Here is a 15,442-nt window from a genome sequence, read left to right on the forward strand (position 1 = left end):
TGGTAAATGGGGTGCGCCGCCCACGACAAGGCCCCTACCGTTGGTGATACACCAAGGAAAGGACCGACCATGTTTCCCGTCGAGCTGCGCGGTACCCGAGCGCAGACGCTCATGTGGGCAGACGAGCACCAGATCGAGCAGGCCGCACTGAAGCAGCTCCGCAATATCGCCGAACTGCCCTGGGTGCACGGACTGCGCGTGATGCCGGATGTGCACCTGGGCAAAGGCGCGACAGTCGGTTCGGTCATCGCCATGCGGGACGCGGTGGCGCCCGCGGCGGTGGGAGTCGACATCGGGTGCGGGATGGAAAGCGTGAAGACCGGGCTCACGGCCTCCGATCTGCCAGACGACTTGCGTTCGTTGCGTGCGCGGATCGAGCAGGCGGTGCCGGTCCGGTTCCAGGCGCACAAGGAAGCCGTGAACGTCACGAAACTCGATGCCGGATTCGCGAACTCGCACGGCCAGGCGGCATTGCGTGCCAACAGCTGGGACCGGTTCTGGCGCGCGTTCGGGCAGCTGCACCCGGGTGTGTCGTCGTTGGAGTCCAAGGCGCACAAGCAGATCGGATCGCTCGGCGGCGGCAATCACTTCATCGAGATCTGTCTCGACCAGGACGACGCCGTGTGGATCCTGCTGCACTCCGGCTCGCGCAATATCGGCAAGGAGCTGGCGGAGCGGCACATGGCGATCGCACGGACGCTGTCGCACAACCAGTCGCTGCCCGATCGCGACCTGGCCGTTTTCCTTTCCGGGACACCGGAGATGGACGCCTACCGCCGGGACCTCACCTGGGCCCAGGAGTACGCGGCGCGCAATCGCGCGGTGATGTTGTCGCTGGTGTGCCGGGCGGTGCAGGACGAATTCGGCGAGCGGCCGGTACGTTTCGAGGAGCCGATCAGCTGCCATCACAACTATGTGGCCGAGGAGATCATCGACGACGTGCCGATGCTGGTGACCCGTAAGGGTGCGGTGCGGGCGGGTGCCGGTGAACTGGCGCTTATCCCGGGCTCGATGGGCACGCGGTCCTATGTGGTGCGCGGCAAGGGAAACCCGCTGTCGTTCCAGTCGGCCTCGCACGGCGCCGGACGACGGATGAGTCGCAGCGCGGCCAAGCGGCAGTACACCGTCGCGGACCTGATCGCCCAGACCGAGGGCGTGGAGTCGCGTAAGGACGCGGGCGTGGTCGACGAGATCCCGGCCGCGTACAAGGACATCGACGAGGTGATCGCGGCCCAGGCCGATCTGGTCGACGTGGTCGCGACCTTGCGTCAGGTCCTGTGCGTGAAGGGGTGACCCGGCGGAAGGTCTGTATCGCCGATCAAACCTGTCGGTGGGGTGGGGCAGCATAGGGCCCATGACCACAGCGGCAGGTAACGACGTGCTCGACCTGATGGCTCCCGACCTGCGCGAACGCGCCGAGGAGCTGCTCCGCGACCTTGCCGGGCCGCAGGCCCGGCTACGCGAGGACCAGTGGACGGCGATCGAGGCGCTCGTCGTGCGGCGCAGCCGGGCACTGGTCGTCCAGCGCACCGGCTGGGGTAAGTCCGCGGTGTATTTCATCGCGGCCAAACTGCTGCGCTGGGCGGGTCGGGGGCCGACGGTGATCGTGTCGCCGCTGCTCGCCCTCATGCGCAACCAGGTGGCCGCCGCCGAACGGGCGGGGGTGGTGGCGGCCACCATCAACTCGGGCAATGTCACCGAGTGGGACGAGATCCATCAGCGGGTCGCCGACGGTGCGGTCGATGTGCTGTTGGTGAGTCCGGAACGCCTGAACAACCCCGACTTCCGCGACCAGGTACTGCCGAAACTCGCGGCCGATGCGGGGCTGGTCGTGATCGATGAGGCGCACTGTGTGTCGGACTGGGGTCACGATTTCCGTCCCGACTACCGCCGCATCCGCACCCTCATCGCCGACCTCGGCACCGACGTGCCGGTGCTGGCCACCACCGCGACCGCCAACGACCGGGTCGTCACCGATGTGGCCGGACAGATCGGCACCGACACACTGGTGTTGCGCGGCACCCTGGATCGTGAGTCGCTGCACTTGTCGGTGGTCCGGTTCGACGACGCGGTGCAGCGCACGGCGTGGCTCGGCGCCCACCTCGATCGGATGCCCGGTTCCGGCATCATCTACTGCCTCACCGTCGCCGCGGCGAACGACCTGGCCGACGTGCTCGCCACCCACGGCCACACCGTCGCCGCCTACACCGGCCAAACGGATCCGGCCGAACGCGAAGCGCTCGAGGCGGCCCTGCTGAACAACGAGGTCAAGGCCTTGATCGCGACCTCGGCACTCGGGATGGGTTTCGACAAGCCCGATCTCGGGTTCGTGGTGCACGTCGGCGCGCCGTCCTCGCCGATCGCCTACTACCAGCAGGTCGGCCGCGCCGGGCGCGGCACCGACCGCGCCGAGGTGGTGCTGCTGCCCGGCCCGGAGGACGCGCGCATCTGGAGCTATTTCGCCTCCGTGGCGTTTCCTCGCGAACACATCGTGCGCTCGGTGCTCGCCGCCCTGGACACGGACCGGGCGATGTCGACGGCGGCGCTCGAACCGCTCGTGGAGCTGAACCGTTCGCGGCTCGAGATGGTGCTGAAAGTGCTCGACGTCGACGGCGCGGTTCGCCGGGTGCGCGGCGGCTGGCTGTCCACCGGACAGAACTGGACCTACGACACCGAGCGCTACGAACGTCTCGCCGCCGCCCGCGACGCCGAGCAGCAGGCGATGATCGACTACCAGTCGACCACGACCTGCCGGATGACGTTCCTGCGTCGCCAGCTCGACGACCCAGGCCTCGACGGCCTGGCCACCGCCGAGCTCGACTGCGGCCGCTGCGACAACTGCACCGGTACCCGCCCCGACACCAGCATCGACGACGCCGCGATCGCCGCCACCCGGGCCCGGCTCGACCGCCCGGGCCTCGACCTCGCCCCGCGCAAACAGTGGCCGACCGGCATGGCAAAACTCGGAATTCCGTTGTCGGGCAAGATCACCGGCGGCGCCGAGACCGGCCGTGTGCTCGGCCGGCTCACCGATCTGGGCTGGGGCCAGCGCCTGCGCGCCCTACTCGACGGGCCCGACGCCCCGGTACCCGACGCGGTGTTCGACGCCTGCATCGCCGTACTGCGCGACTGGGACTGGGCGGCCCGCCCCACCTCGGTCCTCGCCTTGGAATCGCCGCGCTATCCCCAGCTCACCACCAGCCTCGCGCAGCGACTCGCCCAGATCGGCCGCCTCACCGATCTGGGCACGCTGCACGCGCGCCCCGACCGCCCCCCGGTCTCGGCGGCGAACTCGGCCCACCGCGTCGCGGGATTGTTCGACTACTGGGAGGTACCCGACCTGTCGCAGGTGGACGGACCGATCCTGCTGGTCGACACCCTCACCGACACCGGCTGGACCATGACCGTCGCCGCCCATGCCCTCCGGGCGAGCGGCGCGGACGCGGTGCTGCCGTTCGCGCTGGCCACGCCGACCTGATCCACTCCGGCCCGGCGCGTCGCGAATCCCGTACCCTCAGCACGTACGCGCAGGTCGAACGGCCGACGATGGAGTCGCGATGACGACGAAGAAGCTGCCCCCGATTCCCGTGGTCCACGCGTTCGACCGGGTGCGCGACGCGCTGGCCAGGCTCCATCGGCGGCTCGTCCCCGGCCATATCGCGCTGCTGGAACTGCAGTTCGCGGGGTTCCTCTCCCAGGCCATCAGCACCGCCGCCGAGCTCGGCATCGCCGACCAGCTCGCCGACGGCCCGCGCACCTCGGCGCAACTGGCTGGCGCGCTCGAGGTGGACGAGGACGGACTGCGCAGGCTCCTGCGGCTGCTCGTGAGCTACGAGGTGTTCGCCCAGCGCCGCGACGGCAGGTACGCCCTGACCCGCATCGGCGAGGCGTTGCGGGGCGACGCGGCGGTGACCATGCGTGAGGTGGCCAGGTTCTTCGGTTCGTCCTACCACCGCAACCACTGGACCCATCTGGGCGATGCCGTCCGCACCGGCGAGGCGGTGGGCCAGGCGCTGGAGGGTGCGAGCTTCTTCGAGTACGCCGCGCGCAATCGTGCGGTGGGCGACCTGTTCGACCGTGCGATGACCAGCATCGGCACGCTGTCGATCGAACCGCTGCTCGCCGCCTACGACTTCGGCCGGTTCCACACCGTCGTCGACGTCGGCGGCGGACGTGGCAGCCTGCTCGTCGAGATTCTCCGCCGGCATCCCTCGACCAGCGGGGTGGTGTTCGATCTGCCCGGCGTGGTCGAGGATCTGAGCACCGATCTCGCGGCTGCCGGACTCGGGCGGCGCTGCACGGTGCAAGCGGGCTCGTTCTTCGAGGCCGTGCCCACGGGCGCCGACGCCTATCTGCTCAAGAACATCGTCCACGACTGGTCCGACGAGCACGCCGAACGCATCCTGCGCACCGTCCGCGCCGCCATGGGCCCGACCGCGACGCTGCTGGTGATCGAGCTGGTGTTGCCCGAGCATCATCGGCCGCACCCGGGCAAATTCGTCGATCTGGAGATGCTCGTCAATACCGAGGGCGGCCACGAACGCACCGAAGCCCAGTTCCGTGCCCTGCTCGACCGCGGCGGTTTCACCCTGACGCGCACGGTGGAAACCGTCGCGCCGGTCTGCGTACTCGAGGCCGTCGCGCGCTGATCGGGCCCGACACGCCGTCGCCGATTGTGTGTACCGCCGGTGAGCAGTGTTTCAATGCGGCTATGACCAGGACCACATTTGCTCGAACCCTGATGGCCGTCGCCACGGGCTGTGCGGCCGGCTTCACCCTTTTCACCGCCCCTGCCCAGGCGACGAACGAGAACCCCCTCGACTGCTCCGGCGTGCCGGGCGCCCAGGCCGCCGCCGACCGCGAAAGCGCACGGCGCGGCATCGCCATCACCCCGCTGTGCTTCAGCGGCGGTCTCTACAGCGGCATCCACGCGGGCATCCCGCTGGCGGTGCTCAACCCGTTGACGATGCCCGGCACCAACACCGTGTGTGTCGCCGAACGTGAAACCGTCGAGGCGGCAGCCAAATTCGAATGGACCGAGCAGGTACATGTGATGCCGATGTGCATCCAGCACCGTGCCTTCGGGGTGTACGAGCTGTAGTCGCGGCGCCACGCGGGTCCGCTACCCGGACACGGGGCGGGCCCGCTCGTCTATCGTTGCGCGTGTGGCCAAGTCTGCGGCTCCGGCGGTCGAACTGCCGGTGGGTGAGCACACGGTACGGGTCAGCAATCCCGACCGGGTGTACTTTCCCGAGCTCGGCGTGACCAAGCTCGACCTGGTGAACTACTACCTCGGCGTCGGGGACGGCATCGTCAACGCGCTGCGCGACCGGCCGTGCATGCTGCACCGCTTCCCCAAGGGGCTGGCCGGTGACAAGGTCCATCAGAAGCGGTTGCCCGCCGGTGCGCCCGACTGGATTCCGACCGTGCGGGTGTACTTCCCCCGGTACGGCAGGCACGCCGACGAACTCTGTGTGGAGAAGCTCGCCGACGTCGCGTGGGCGGTGCAGATGTCCACCGTGGAGTTCCATCCCTGGAATTCCCGCTCGACCGACACCGAGTCGCCCGACGAGTGGCGCATCGATCTGGACCCCATGCCGGATTGCCCGTGGTCGCGCGTGCAGCGCGTCGCCGGGGTGGTGCACGAGGTCCTCGACGAGTTCGGTGCCGTCGGCTGGCCGAAGACCTCCGGCGGTCACGGTCTGCACGTCTACGTGCGGATCGCGCCCGAGCACGGCTTCCAGCAGGTGCGCCGAGCGGCGCTGGCCTTCGCACAGGAAGTCGAGCGACGCGCGCCCGACGACGTGACGACCGCCTGGTGGCGCCGCGATCGCGACCCCGGTGCCCTGTTCGTCGACTACAACCAGAACGCGCGCGACCACACCATCGCCGCCGCCTATTCGGTGCGTGGTGTCCCCGAGGCCACCGTGTCGACACCGGTGCGCTGGGACGAGATCGACTCCATCCATCCTCGTGATTTCACGATCCGGACCGTCCCCGCCCGCTACGCCGAACTCGGTGACATCCAGGCCGACATGGACGACGCCGTCTTCGACATCACCCCACTGCTGGAACTCGCCGACCGCCACGGCGTGGACGAACCCGTCGATCTCGACGAATCGTGAGGTCCTGGCTCGACGCGGTCCCGGCGGTCCGGGAGAATCGGAACTCTGCCCGCCCCGGCACCAATCAGGAGGACTTTGTGCAGGAATCCGCGATCACCGTCGCGATCGGTCCGGACCCGAACGCTCCGCGACTGCTCGAGAAGGCGGTTGTCGGCGCGGGCGCCCGGGTCGGTCCGCTCGCCGACGCCGACGCCCTGATCTGGACGGGGATGCCCGCTGATTTCCCGGCCGAACTGCCTGCGTCGGTGCGCTGGGTGCAGTTGCCCGCCGCGGGGATCGAGGACTTCTTCGACGCAGGCGTGTTCGCCGCCCACCCGGGCCCGACGTTCACCTCCGCGGCGGGCGCCTTCGCGCACAGCGTCGCCGAGCACGCGCTGATGCTGTTGCTGGCCGGCGTGCGGTATCTGCCCGAGCAGTTGCGCGCGACCTCGTGGCGGCAGCGCGAATTCTTCCCCCACGTGGGGTCGTTGCGCGGCAAGACCGTGACGATCGTCGGCGCGGGCGGTATCGGCCGCGCGCTGATTCCGATGCTCGCCCCGCTCGGTGCGCACGTGATCGCGGTGAACCGGTCGGGCAACCGCGTCACCGGACCCGGAATCGGCGCCGACGTGGAGACGGTGCCCGCCGATCAGCTCGGACGGGTCTGGTCGCACACCGACCATGTGGTCGTCGCGGCCCCGGCGACCGCGCAGACCCGTCATCTGATCGGTGCCGACGAGCTGGCCAGGCTCAAGCCGTCGTCGTGGGTGGTGAATGTGGCGCGTGGCAGCCTGATCGACACCGACGCGCTGGTCGACGCACTGAGGCGCGGGATCATCGGCGGTGCCGGACTCGATGTCACCGACCCGGAACCGCTGCCCGACGGGCATCCGCTGTGGGACCTGCCGAACGCGATCATCACCCCGCACGACTCCAATCCGCCGCAACTGCGCCTGGCCGCCTTCGCCGATCATGTGGGCGCCAACGTCGCCCGGTTCGTGGCGGGCGAACCCTTGCGGGCGATCGTGGATCCGCAGCGCGGTTACTGACCGATCCGGCCGCTGCCCACCCAGGATGCGATCCGGCTGCGGCTGGTGAAGCCGAGTTTGGTGAGAATGTGCTGCACATGGTTCTGCGCGGTGCGTTCGGACAGGACGAGCGCGGCAGCGATCTCCCGGTTGGTGAGGCCACGTGCCACGAGGCGGGCGACCTCGCGTTCCCGCGGAGTCAGTGTCGTGTCGCCGTTTCGGTGCACCGCGACCATCCGTAACCGCTCGATCCACGGGGTCATCCCGGCCGATTCGGCCACCGGCAACGCACCCCCGGCTACAGCGACGGCATCGGCGGTGGCGCCCCGGGCGAGCAGGAGTTCGGCCAGTTCGCAGTCGGCCTCGACGGCGAACCCGGGGGCACCGATCGTGCGGGCGGTCCGCGCCGCCGCGCGCAGATCCTTTTCGGCGGTATCCGGATCGTCCAGTACGGCAGCGAATTTCCCGAGCCACAACCTGACCGGCCCCAGATAGTGCGCGGTGCCACCGCCACCGGTGACGTGGCCGTGGCGGTAACGGGTCAGCCGCTCACGGAAGTAGGCCACGTCCTCGATGATGCCGAGTCCAGCCGCGACCGCACCACCGACGGTGAGCACATTGAGCGCGAAATACGGTGGGAACACCCAGGTTCCGGGGCGGCCGAGGCCACGGTAGAGGGACTCGGCCGCTGCGGTCATGCCGCTGTCCACCATCGGGAACGCGGTGCCGAGCGCGGCGAACAGCAGATTGCGCACCTCGCCGCGCAACGGTGCCTGCGGCAATGTCAGTGTCTCCGGCGGATGGCCGCGATGGTGCCCGACCACGACCAGCAATGACCGGTAGGCGCCGAACGCGGCGGGATGGCCGAGCGCGGTAGCCAGCTCGTGCGCCCGCCGGGCCCGGTCGAGAGCGTCGTCGAACTCGGCGCGCGCCTGCGCCAGCGCGGCTTCCGCGACCAGCCGGTGCCACCGCGCCATCGGGCCGCCGGTGTGTTCGGTACACCAGGACAGGCACGACAACTCGCCGGTGATCGCGCCCAGATCACCCTGCTCCCACAGCGCATCGATGCGCCACAACCTGCCCCACATCTCCATGGCCGGGTCGCGCGCGTGCTCGCCCGCGGCGATCATTCTCGTGGCGAGTTCGCGATGTTCCTCGCGATGGTCGGGCCCGCTGCAGGCGAGCTGACGGGCCCGTAACGCGGCGGCGAGGACGGCCGGGTCGGCACTGCGCTCGGCCACCGCGAGCGCGACCCGGCTCGACGCGTCGACACCCTGTGAGCGGCCCAGGTAGATCGCGGTTTCGGTGGACCGGGCCAGCAACCGGGCTCGCAGTGCAATAGGCAGGCCGTCGGCGGCGAGCGCTTCGGCGCACGCGTCGGCGATATCGCGGTCCCAGCCGCGCTCCCCGATCGGTTCGAGTACCAAGGCCGCTTCGGCCTGCAGGACCGGTTCCCCTGCCTTGCGGGCCAGTGCCTCGGCAGCGGCGCAATCGGCGCGGGCGGCGACAAGGTGACCCGCCCTGACCTGTGCGGCGGCCCGCTCCAGCAGCAACCTGCCCCGCTCGAGCGGTTCCAGCTCGGCGGCATGGGTCACCGCCAGCCCGTAGAACCGCACGGCGTCCTCGAAAGCCAGCTCCCGCAACGCCACCTGCGCGGCGCGGCGCGCCCAGCGCACGGCGGGCTCGTGCGCTCCGGTCACCGCGGCATTCGCCCAGTGCCAGGCCAAGGCGGCCGAATTCGCCTCCACCGCATCGGGATACAACGCTTCGATGGCCAGGGCCGCCCGCTGATGCAGCACCACGCGCTGGTGCAGCGACAGATCGTCGAGCAGGGCGGCCCGCACCAGCGCGTGCGCGAACCGCACGGTGCCCGGATCGTCGTCGGTCGCCAGCAGACCCGCGTCGACCGCTTCGTCCACCGCAGCCAGACAGTCCGCCGCCGAGCGCTCGACCAGCCGTGCGGCGACCGCGATCGAGAACCGCTCACCCAGAATCGAGGCCGCCCGCAACAGTTCCACGGCCCGGGCCGACCGCGGCACCATCCGCGCGCGCACCACCTCGCGCAGACTGGTCGGCAGGTGCAGCGCGTCGTCGGTGCTACCGCGCATCGACCGACCGAGTTCACGCAGGTAGAAGGGGTTTCCACCAGTCATGTCGAAGGCACGGTCCGCCAGTTCGGCGGGTAGCGCGCGGCCCGCTTCGAGCTGCAGGCAGCGCGCCGAGTCCGCAGGCGAGAGCCCACGCACGGGCAGCGAGGCGGTCACCGGTTCACGAAGGAGTTCGGGCTTGATCGCGGTCCAGCCACCGTCCTCGGCACCGGTGCGCTCGGTGGCGCACACCATGACCCGGCGATCCCGCAGCCCGCGCACGACATAGAGCAGGGCCTGCAGCGAGGGCTCGTCGGCCCAGTGGATATCGTCGATCACCAGCAGCGTGCCGGTCGCCGCGCCGTCGTCCAAGCTGGCCGCGAACGTTTCGAACAGCGCGACCCGGTCGCCGTCGGGCGCGGCGATCCCCGGGCCAAGCGCCTGGCGCCACAACCAGAACGGCGGCGGATCGGGCAGCTCGAGCGCCCGCGCCCAGAGCGTGCGCACCCCTCGCTCACGTGCGCGCGCCGCCAGCTCGGCGACCAGCCTGGTCTTGCCGACCCCGGCCTCGCCGGTACAGATCACCTGCTGTGGAACCGCGTGGACCGCATCGTCGAGCCGGGCCAGCAGGTCCGCCAGCTCCCACTCGCGCCCGATCAGCTCGGTGATCACACCTCACCTCCGAGTAGACGAGCCTACTCGCAGGTGAGGGGCTTGCAGAAGGGTCAGGAAGCGGTGCGATCGGTGAGCCCACCGACCTTCACCACATACTCGTCGGACGCATCGTCGAAGCTGATCGAATAGGTGGTCGGGTACCGCGCGGTGTGCTGGTAGGCCTGCGGCTGCGGGATGTCACCGGTGAACGACGGCTTGGTGAGCAGCCATTCCAGGGTGAACATCGGCTCGGTGAAGATGTACTGGCCGTCCCAGGAGCCGTTGATCAGGGTTTGCGTGAATTGGCCCGGTGCGACCGGATTGCTCATGTCGAGCCAGTGCACGCCCATCGCGGGGACCGCCTGCATCTCGATCGGCTCGGGCGCCGTCACGTAGCCGGCCGGCATGTATTTCGCGTCCGGGTTCACGGCCGCCTTCGCCAGGAACTGCGGATCCTGCGGGCTGATCGCCGTCACCGCCGCGGCGTCGATGAAATAGAAGTGGGCGTCGAAGTGCGGCTTGTCGAACATGCCTGCCGGTGGATGGCCGTGCGGCACCCAATCGAAGGTGAGGTGGTCGACCACCGCGCCCGCGGCTTCCTTCGGCAGCGCCAACGGTCTACCGGCGGGCGGTGGGCCCTCCGGCGCACCGGCGGGCATGGGCAGCCCCTCCAGTGCCGCCTCCTGGATTCGCAGGCCGACCTCGGTCGGCTTGCCCGAGTCATCGGTGGTCACGTAGGTGCGGATCTGCCCGTTGCCGAGGGCGAGTTCGTCGCCGTAGTAAGTCGTCGCGTCGCTGTCGTCACCGCAGGCCGCACCGAAGGCGAGCACGAGAACGGCGGCCAGTGCCGTGGTGATGCCGCGAGTACGCGTGGTCCTCACCCTGGTTCCGCGAGTCGGACGGCCGCCTCGAACGTAGGTCATAGCTCCTCCAGTCAACGGATCTGTCCTGACGGTAGGAGTCACAGCGGCAACAGACGTCCGCCGAAATACTCATCCGGGTACTCATTGCGCCGGAGTTTCCATTCGGGCGGATGAACGGTGCGCCGGATTCGGACACTGCGGTTAGGCTGAGCTCGTCCTGGTTCGGTAAGGATGGGATCGGCAATGGGATGGACCTTCACCGCGGACGAGTTCGCGCACGTCTGGCGGGAGACCGGTCGCGACCGGGTGCCGTTTCCGCTGCGGTTGCTCGAAACGCCGCGCACCGAGGACGAAGCGCGCCGATTACGTTCGACGCTCGATCAGCGTCTGACGCCCGGCACCGATCCCGACCTCACCGCGTGCCTGCGGATCGTCGCCGAACCGCACGCCAGGATCGTGCTCGTCGGCGGCGGGCACACGCCGGGCAGCGAGATCCGGTTACTGGCCTGCGCTGTCTACGATCACGCGGTTCTCCTGGTGCAGGAACCCGGCACCCGTCCCGATTACGGTGGGCAGGTGCGGGTTTCGATCGGGCACAGCGCCGGAATCGGCGCGCGCGTCACCGCCTGCCTGCCCGACACACCACCCGGACGTGAACCCGCTCGTGAGGCGGCGGCCGACGCGGTGCGCGACGAGGAGACCGTGATCGCGGCCCATCCCGCGGTTCCCCGGATCCAGCGTTTGCTGCGCCGCCCGCACACCGCCGAGGGGCATATCCGCATCGAAACCGGACTCGACCGCGAAACCCCTTCCCCACCGCTGCATTACAGCTGGATCGACGTCGCGAACGACGGGCGCTACCTGCTGCGCGTGGGGGAAACGGTGCACGTGGTTCCCGCTTCGACCGGTCAGCTCGCCGCGCAACTGCAGCGCCGGGTGGCACCGGCGCACAGTTCGCACAATCGTAGGTCCGGCTAGCCTGGACACCGACGCTTGATCTGGAGGGGAGACGCGATGACGATCGAGAGCAGCCGAGCCGAGATCTCCCGGTTCCGCAGCGCCGCCGCGGCGGGGACGGTGAAATTCGATCCCGAGGCCGCGCGCCGGTGTGCCGATCTCTACGCACAGCAGGCCGACCGGCTCGCCGAGTTACGCCACGATCTCGAAAATGCCGCCGAGGCAGGCGGATTCGGTGGTTTCGTCTCCGCACAGCAATTACAGGCCGGCTTCGCCCACAAGGCGCGCGATGCCGCCGATCTGCTCGACCGCTACATCGAAGCGGCCTACCGGATGCGTGAGGCGTTCCTGCTCAGCGCGGGCCTCTACGAGGAAGCCGACGCCGCCGCCTCCGCCGCGCTGCGGGCCATCGATACGCGGGTGCACTGATGAGTACTGATCCCACCTACATCAGTGCGATGGAGCATTTCGAATCCATGCCGCACGAGCAGATCTATGCCCGCACCCAGCAGATCGACGCGGGTGAGATCCTCGGCGCCTCGATGGCCTGGCTGGAAACCGCCGCTGCCCTCGTCACCCTCCCTGTCGCCAAGTCCAACGCCGATCAGGTGATGGAGGAGGCGGGATGGGAAGGTGAGGCCGCCGAAGCCGCCGCCGCGAGCACCCGCAGCTTCGCCGCCGCCATCGACGAATTGGCCGCGGTGATGGCGGAAGTCGGCACCCGCCTCGGTGGGGTGGCGGCCGCCGCCGAAGCGGTGAAACTGGCGGTGGTCGCCCCCGGCGACTCCGGCCCGATCGGCACCATCGCCCGTCTGCTGGCAGCCGCGGATGTCATCGACGCGCAGATGGCGGCCGAAGCGTTGCGCCAGGAAGCACTCCTGGCCATGAACATGATCTACAAGCCCGCCTACACCCTGGCCGGAACCGGCGTCCCCGCCCTTCCCGTGCCGGCTGCGGATTCCCCTGTCCCACTGGACAACCCGCCCCGAACCAACGGCGCTCCCCCTGCCGAGGTCACCCCCGAAACCCCGGCACCCGCCAACCCGAACAACTCCGCCCCCACCACCGAAACCCCCGCGCCCCCAGCACCGTCGACCGAAGCACCTGCGCCGACCGAAAACCCGGCGCCACCCGGACAGCCGAGCCCCAACCCCGCTACCCCCAGCGAAAGCCCGGCCCCGACCACTGAACTTCCGGCACCCCCCAGCGAAAGCCCCTCGCCGACGAGCGAGCCACCTGCCCCGCCGAGCGAAACCCCCGCCCCCACCACCGAACTCCCGGCCCCGTCGAGCGAGATTCCGGCCCCGTCCAGCGAGCCACCAGCCCCGCCGAGCGAAAGCCCCTCCCCCACCAACGAGCTCCCGGCACCGCCCAGCCAGAGCCCCGCCCCGACGAGCGAGCTCCCGGCACCGCCCAGCCAGAGCCCCGCCCCGACGAGCGAGCTCCCGGCACCGCCCAGCGAAACCCCCAGCCCGACAACCGAGCTCCCGGCGCCGCCCAGCGAGAATCCCGTCCCGCCCAGCGAGCCACCGGCACCGCCGACTGCGAATCCTGCTCCGCCACCGGCGGAAAGCCCGGCACCGCCGAGCGACCCTCCCGCGCCACCGAGCCAGAACCCTGCACCGCCGAGCCAGCCCCCGGCGCCGCCCACCCAGCAGGACTCCAACCCGACCGCCCCGGACACCAATACTCCGCCGGTCGTACCACCCGCACCCCAGAATGCCCCCGACATGTCCGACCCCGGCGGCCAACCCGGCGTCACCGGCCCCGTCCCCGGCGCCGAACCGCCCCGACCCACACCACCCCAACCCCCAGGCGGCCTGGACCAGCCGGGCGTCATCCCGCCGCAGCGATAAAAGCCGACGCATTCGGCGCCGGGAACGCTCGCCCCGGTCGCGTCCCGCGGCCGACGTGGACCAACCGGATGTCATCCCGCCGGCAACTTCAGGCATCGACTCGATAGGTCGACGGCTGCAGGACAGCCCGTACAGCTCGGGACAGGCCCAAGACGATCACGGGCGGACCGAACTCAGCGGGACGAGCTGCCGGGGCTGGTACCGGCGCTGCACTCTAGGCGTCACGGTCGGCGCAGCCAGACTGGTCTACGCGGCGCAGCCAGACTGGTCTACGCGGCGCAGCCAGACTGGTCTACGCGGCGCGGTCAGCGAGGTGACGCCGGTCAGCGCGAGCCGTCCGATGCCGCTCCGGAACTTGCCGCCCACCGTCAGGTCCGATTTCCGACCGTCGTCGACGGCACGTTCTCCTCGGGCGCCGGGCCGTCGGTGTGCATGCTGCAGTCGATCAGCCTTCACGCCGATGAAAAACGAGATGCCATCCGGGAGGCATGGTGACCCTCGTCGGCGGATCCAAGCGTTCGATGCGCTCGTCCACCCGGTGATCCGGAAAGTCCGCGATCACTTCGGCGGCTACACAGCTGGTCGAATCGCGATCGTCGTCGGTGATCGCTCCCTCGACGACGATCCTGATGGAGATCACCCCGTCTTCCACCTTGCAGAACACCGCCCTGACAGCGGCCGAAACCTCTTGCCACAAAGCGCGATTCACCGAGAGGACCACAACGTCGCGGCTCGGCTCCGGCTGCTTGTCGGTCGAGGACGGGACGCTCACACCTTGACGAGGTCGTCGGCGTGGATGACCGGGCGCTGCATGGTTTCGGGGAGGTCGGTGGTGGAGCGGCCGAGCATGGTGGACAGTTCGGTGCTGTCGTATTCGACGACGCCTCGGGCGACGACCTCGTCGGTGGGGCTGACGAGGTCGACCACGTCGCCGCCGAAGAAGCGGCCGCGCAGGCCGGTGATGCCGGCGGCGAGCAGGGAGCGGCGTTCGGCGACGGCGGCGACGGCGCCGTCGTCGAGCAGGACGGCGCCGCGGGTGTCGGCGGCGTGGCGGACCCAGAACTTGCGGCCCGACAGGCGCACGGGGCGGGCGGCGAAGGCGGTGCCGACCGTGCCCGCGGAGAGGGCGGTCGCGGCTTCGGCGGCCGAGGCGAGCAGGACGGGGATGCCCGCGTCGGCGGCGAGGCGGGCGGCCGACAGTTTGGAGGCCATGCCGCCGGTACCGAGCGCACCACCGCTGCCCGCGATGACACCGTCGAGGTCGGCGCTGCCGCGCACCTCGGGAATGAAATTGGCTGGCCCCTTGCGCGGGTCGCCGTCGTAGAGCCCGGCCACATCGGAGAGCAGGATCAGGGCGTCGGCGCCGACGAGGTGGGCGACGAGGGCGGCGAGGCGGTCGTTGTCACCGAAACGGATCTCCTCGGTGGCGACGGTGTCGTTCTCGTTGACCACCGCGACCGCCCCGAGCGAGCGCAACCGGTCGAGGGTGCGCTGCGCGTTGCGATGGTGCTCCCGGCGGGCGAAATCGTCGGCGGAGAGCAGTATCTGGCCGACGGTACGGCCGTAGCGGGCGAACGAGGTTCCCCAGGCGTGCGCCAGGGCCAGCTGGCCGACACTGGCCGCGGCCTGTTTGGTGGCCAGATCCTTGGGCCGCTTCGACAGGCCGAGCGGTGCGAGCCCGGCGCCGATGGCACCGGAGGACACGACGACCACATCGGATCCGGCGCGCATCCGCGCTTCGACGGCATCGGCGAGCAGATCGAGCCGACCGGTGTCGAGACCGCCTTCGAGGCTGGTCAGAGCCGAAGACCCGATCTTGACCACCACGGTGCGCGCCGACACGATCGCGGCCCGCCCCTGACTCAGCTCCGAACCCACCTGCATCGCCCAACT

General features: G+C 70.0%; 13 protein-coding genes. 9 read left to right on the plus strand and 4 right to left on the minus strand.

The window, feature by feature from the left end:
• Positions 1 to 69: 69 nt before the first annotated feature.
• From AB0F86_RS23310 to AB0F86_RS23335, 6 genes are all read left to right on the plus strand, one after another.
• On the plus strand, positions 70 to 1,293 hold the full coding sequence (locus AB0F86_RS23310) for an RtcB family protein (protein ID WP_356985156.1): 1,224 nt from the start codon (positions 70 to 72) through the stop codon (positions 1,291 to 1,293).
• 61 nt (positions 1,294 to 1,354) lie between these two features.
• The gene (locus AB0F86_RS23315; RefSeq protein WP_356985157.1) at positions 1,355 to 3,478 is read left to right on the plus strand and encodes an ATP-dependent DNA helicase RecQ; all 2,124 of its coding nucleotides are present in this window, start codon (positions 1,355 to 1,357) and stop codon (positions 3,476 to 3,478) included.
• Positions 3,479 to 3,557: 79 nt separating this feature from the next.
• Positions 3,558 to 4,649: a methyltransferase gene (locus AB0F86_RS23320; protein ID WP_356985158.1), complete on the plus strand. Its 1,092-nt coding sequence runs from the start codon at positions 3,558 to 3,560 to the stop codon at positions 4,647 to 4,649.
• Positions 4,650 to 4,711: 62 nt separating this feature from the next.
• The gene (locus tag AB0F86_RS23325) at positions 4,712 to 5,101 is read left to right on the plus strand and encodes a hypothetical protein (protein WP_225281022.1); all 390 of its coding nucleotides are present in this window, start codon (positions 4,712 to 4,714) and stop codon (positions 5,099 to 5,101) included.
• Positions 5,102 to 5,165: 64 nt separating this feature from the next.
• Entirely contained in the window at positions 5,166 to 6,125 is a 960-nt protein-coding gene (ligD, locus tag AB0F86_RS23330; RefSeq protein WP_225281021.1) for a non-homologous end-joining DNA ligase, read from the plus strand.
• A 77-nt stretch (positions 6,126 to 6,202) separates the two neighbouring features.
• Entirely contained in the window at positions 6,203 to 7,153 is a 951-nt protein-coding gene (locus tag AB0F86_RS23335) for a D-isomer specific 2-hydroxyacid dehydrogenase family protein (RefSeq protein ID WP_356985159.1), read from the plus strand.
• On the opposite strand, the gene AB0F86_RS23340 is transcribed toward AB0F86_RS23335, so the two are convergent.
• Together AB0F86_RS23340 and AB0F86_RS23345 are read right to left on the minus strand one after the other, a co-directional pair.
• Positions 7,147 to 9,891 carry a LuxR family transcriptional regulator gene (locus tag AB0F86_RS23340; RefSeq protein WP_225281019.1) on the minus strand — a complete coding sequence of 915 codons (2,745 nt, stop codon included), beginning with the start codon at positions 9,889 to 9,891 and terminating at the stop codon, positions 7,147 to 7,149. The two genes, AB0F86_RS23335 and AB0F86_RS23340, sit on opposite strands and share 7 nt — an antisense overlap.
• Positions 9,892 to 9,944: 53 nt before the next feature.
• Entirely contained in the window at positions 9,945 to 10,754 is an 810-nt protein-coding gene (locus AB0F86_RS23345; protein WP_356985160.1) for a DUF5602 domain-containing protein, read from the minus strand.
• Positions 10,755 to 10,979: 225 nt separating this feature from the next.
• Between AB0F86_RS23345 and AB0F86_RS23350 the strand changes: the two genes are divergently transcribed.
• From AB0F86_RS23350 to AB0F86_RS23360, 3 genes are read left to right on the plus strand one after another with little or no spacing between them, the layout of a single operon-like run.
• The gene (locus AB0F86_RS23350; RefSeq protein ID WP_181698333.1) at positions 10,980 to 11,714 is read left to right on the plus strand and encodes an ESX secretion-associated protein EspG; all 735 of its coding nucleotides are present in this window, start codon (positions 10,980 to 10,982) and stop codon (positions 11,712 to 11,714) included.
• A gap of 36 nt (positions 11,715 to 11,750) precedes the next feature.
• Positions 11,751 to 12,122 carry a hypothetical protein gene (locus tag AB0F86_RS23355; RefSeq protein ID WP_181698332.1) on the plus strand — a complete coding sequence of 124 codons (372 nt, stop codon included), beginning with the start codon at positions 11,751 to 11,753 and terminating at the stop codon, positions 12,120 to 12,122.
• Complete coding sequence (locus AB0F86_RS23360) at positions 12,122 to 13,549, plus strand: hypothetical protein (protein ID WP_356985161.1); 1,428 nt, start codon at positions 12,122 to 12,124, stop codon at positions 13,547 to 13,549. The genes AB0F86_RS23355 and AB0F86_RS23360 overlap by 1 nt, the downstream gene beginning before the upstream one ends.
• 445 nt (positions 13,550 to 13,994) lie before the next feature.
• Here the strand turns inward: AB0F86_RS23360 and AB0F86_RS23365 are convergent, their stop codons facing one another.
• Complete coding sequence (locus AB0F86_RS23365) at positions 13,995 to 14,270, minus strand: hypothetical protein (protein WP_356985162.1); 276 nt, start codon at positions 14,268 to 14,270, stop codon at positions 13,995 to 13,997.
• 47 nt (positions 14,271 to 14,317) lie between these two features.
• Complete coding sequence (gene proB, locus AB0F86_RS23370) at positions 14,318 to 15,433, minus strand: glutamate 5-kinase (RefSeq protein ID WP_225281016.1); 1,116 nt, start codon at positions 15,431 to 15,433, stop codon at positions 14,318 to 14,320.
• Between the last annotated feature and the right edge of the window lie 9 nt (positions 15,434 to 15,442).

The sequence above is a fragment of the Nocardia sp. NPDC023733 genome (assembly GCF_040639775.1).
Classification (GTDB): Bacteria; Actinomycetota; Actinomycetes; order Mycobacteriales; family Mycobacteriaceae; genus Nocardia; species Nocardia rosealba.

Bases quoted from the DNA above. Each gene is read 5' to 3' on its own strand.
- AB0F86_RS23315 (WP_356985157.1), top strand. From the start codon at position 1,355: ATGACCACAGCGGCAGGTAACGACGTGCTCGACCTGATGGCTCCCGAC.
- AB0F86_RS23355 (WP_181698332.1), top strand. From the start codon at position 11,751: ATGACGATCGAGAGCAGCCGAGCCGAGATCTCCCGGTTCCGCAGCGCC.
- AB0F86_RS23360 (WP_356985161.1), top strand. From the start codon at position 12,122: ATGAGTACTGATCCCACCTACATCAGTGCGATGGAGCATTTCGAATCC.
- AB0F86_RS23325 (WP_225281022.1), top strand. From the start codon at position 4,712: ATGACCAGGACCACATTTGCTCGAACCCTGATGGCCGTCGCCACGGGC.
- proB (WP_225281016.1), bottom strand. From the start codon at position 15,433: ATGCAGGTGGGTTCGGAGCTGAGTCAGGGGCGGGCCGCGATCGTGTCG.
- AB0F86_RS23310 (WP_356985156.1), top strand. From the start codon at position 70: ATGTTTCCCGTCGAGCTGCGCGGTACCCGAGCGCAGACGCTCATGTGG.
- AB0F86_RS23350 (WP_181698333.1), top strand. From the start codon at position 10,980: ATGGGATGGACCTTCACCGCGGACGAGTTCGCGCACGTCTGGCGGGAG.
- AB0F86_RS23320 (WP_356985158.1), top strand. From the start codon at position 3,558: ATGACGACGAAGAAGCTGCCCCCGATTCCCGTGGTCCACGCGTTCGAC.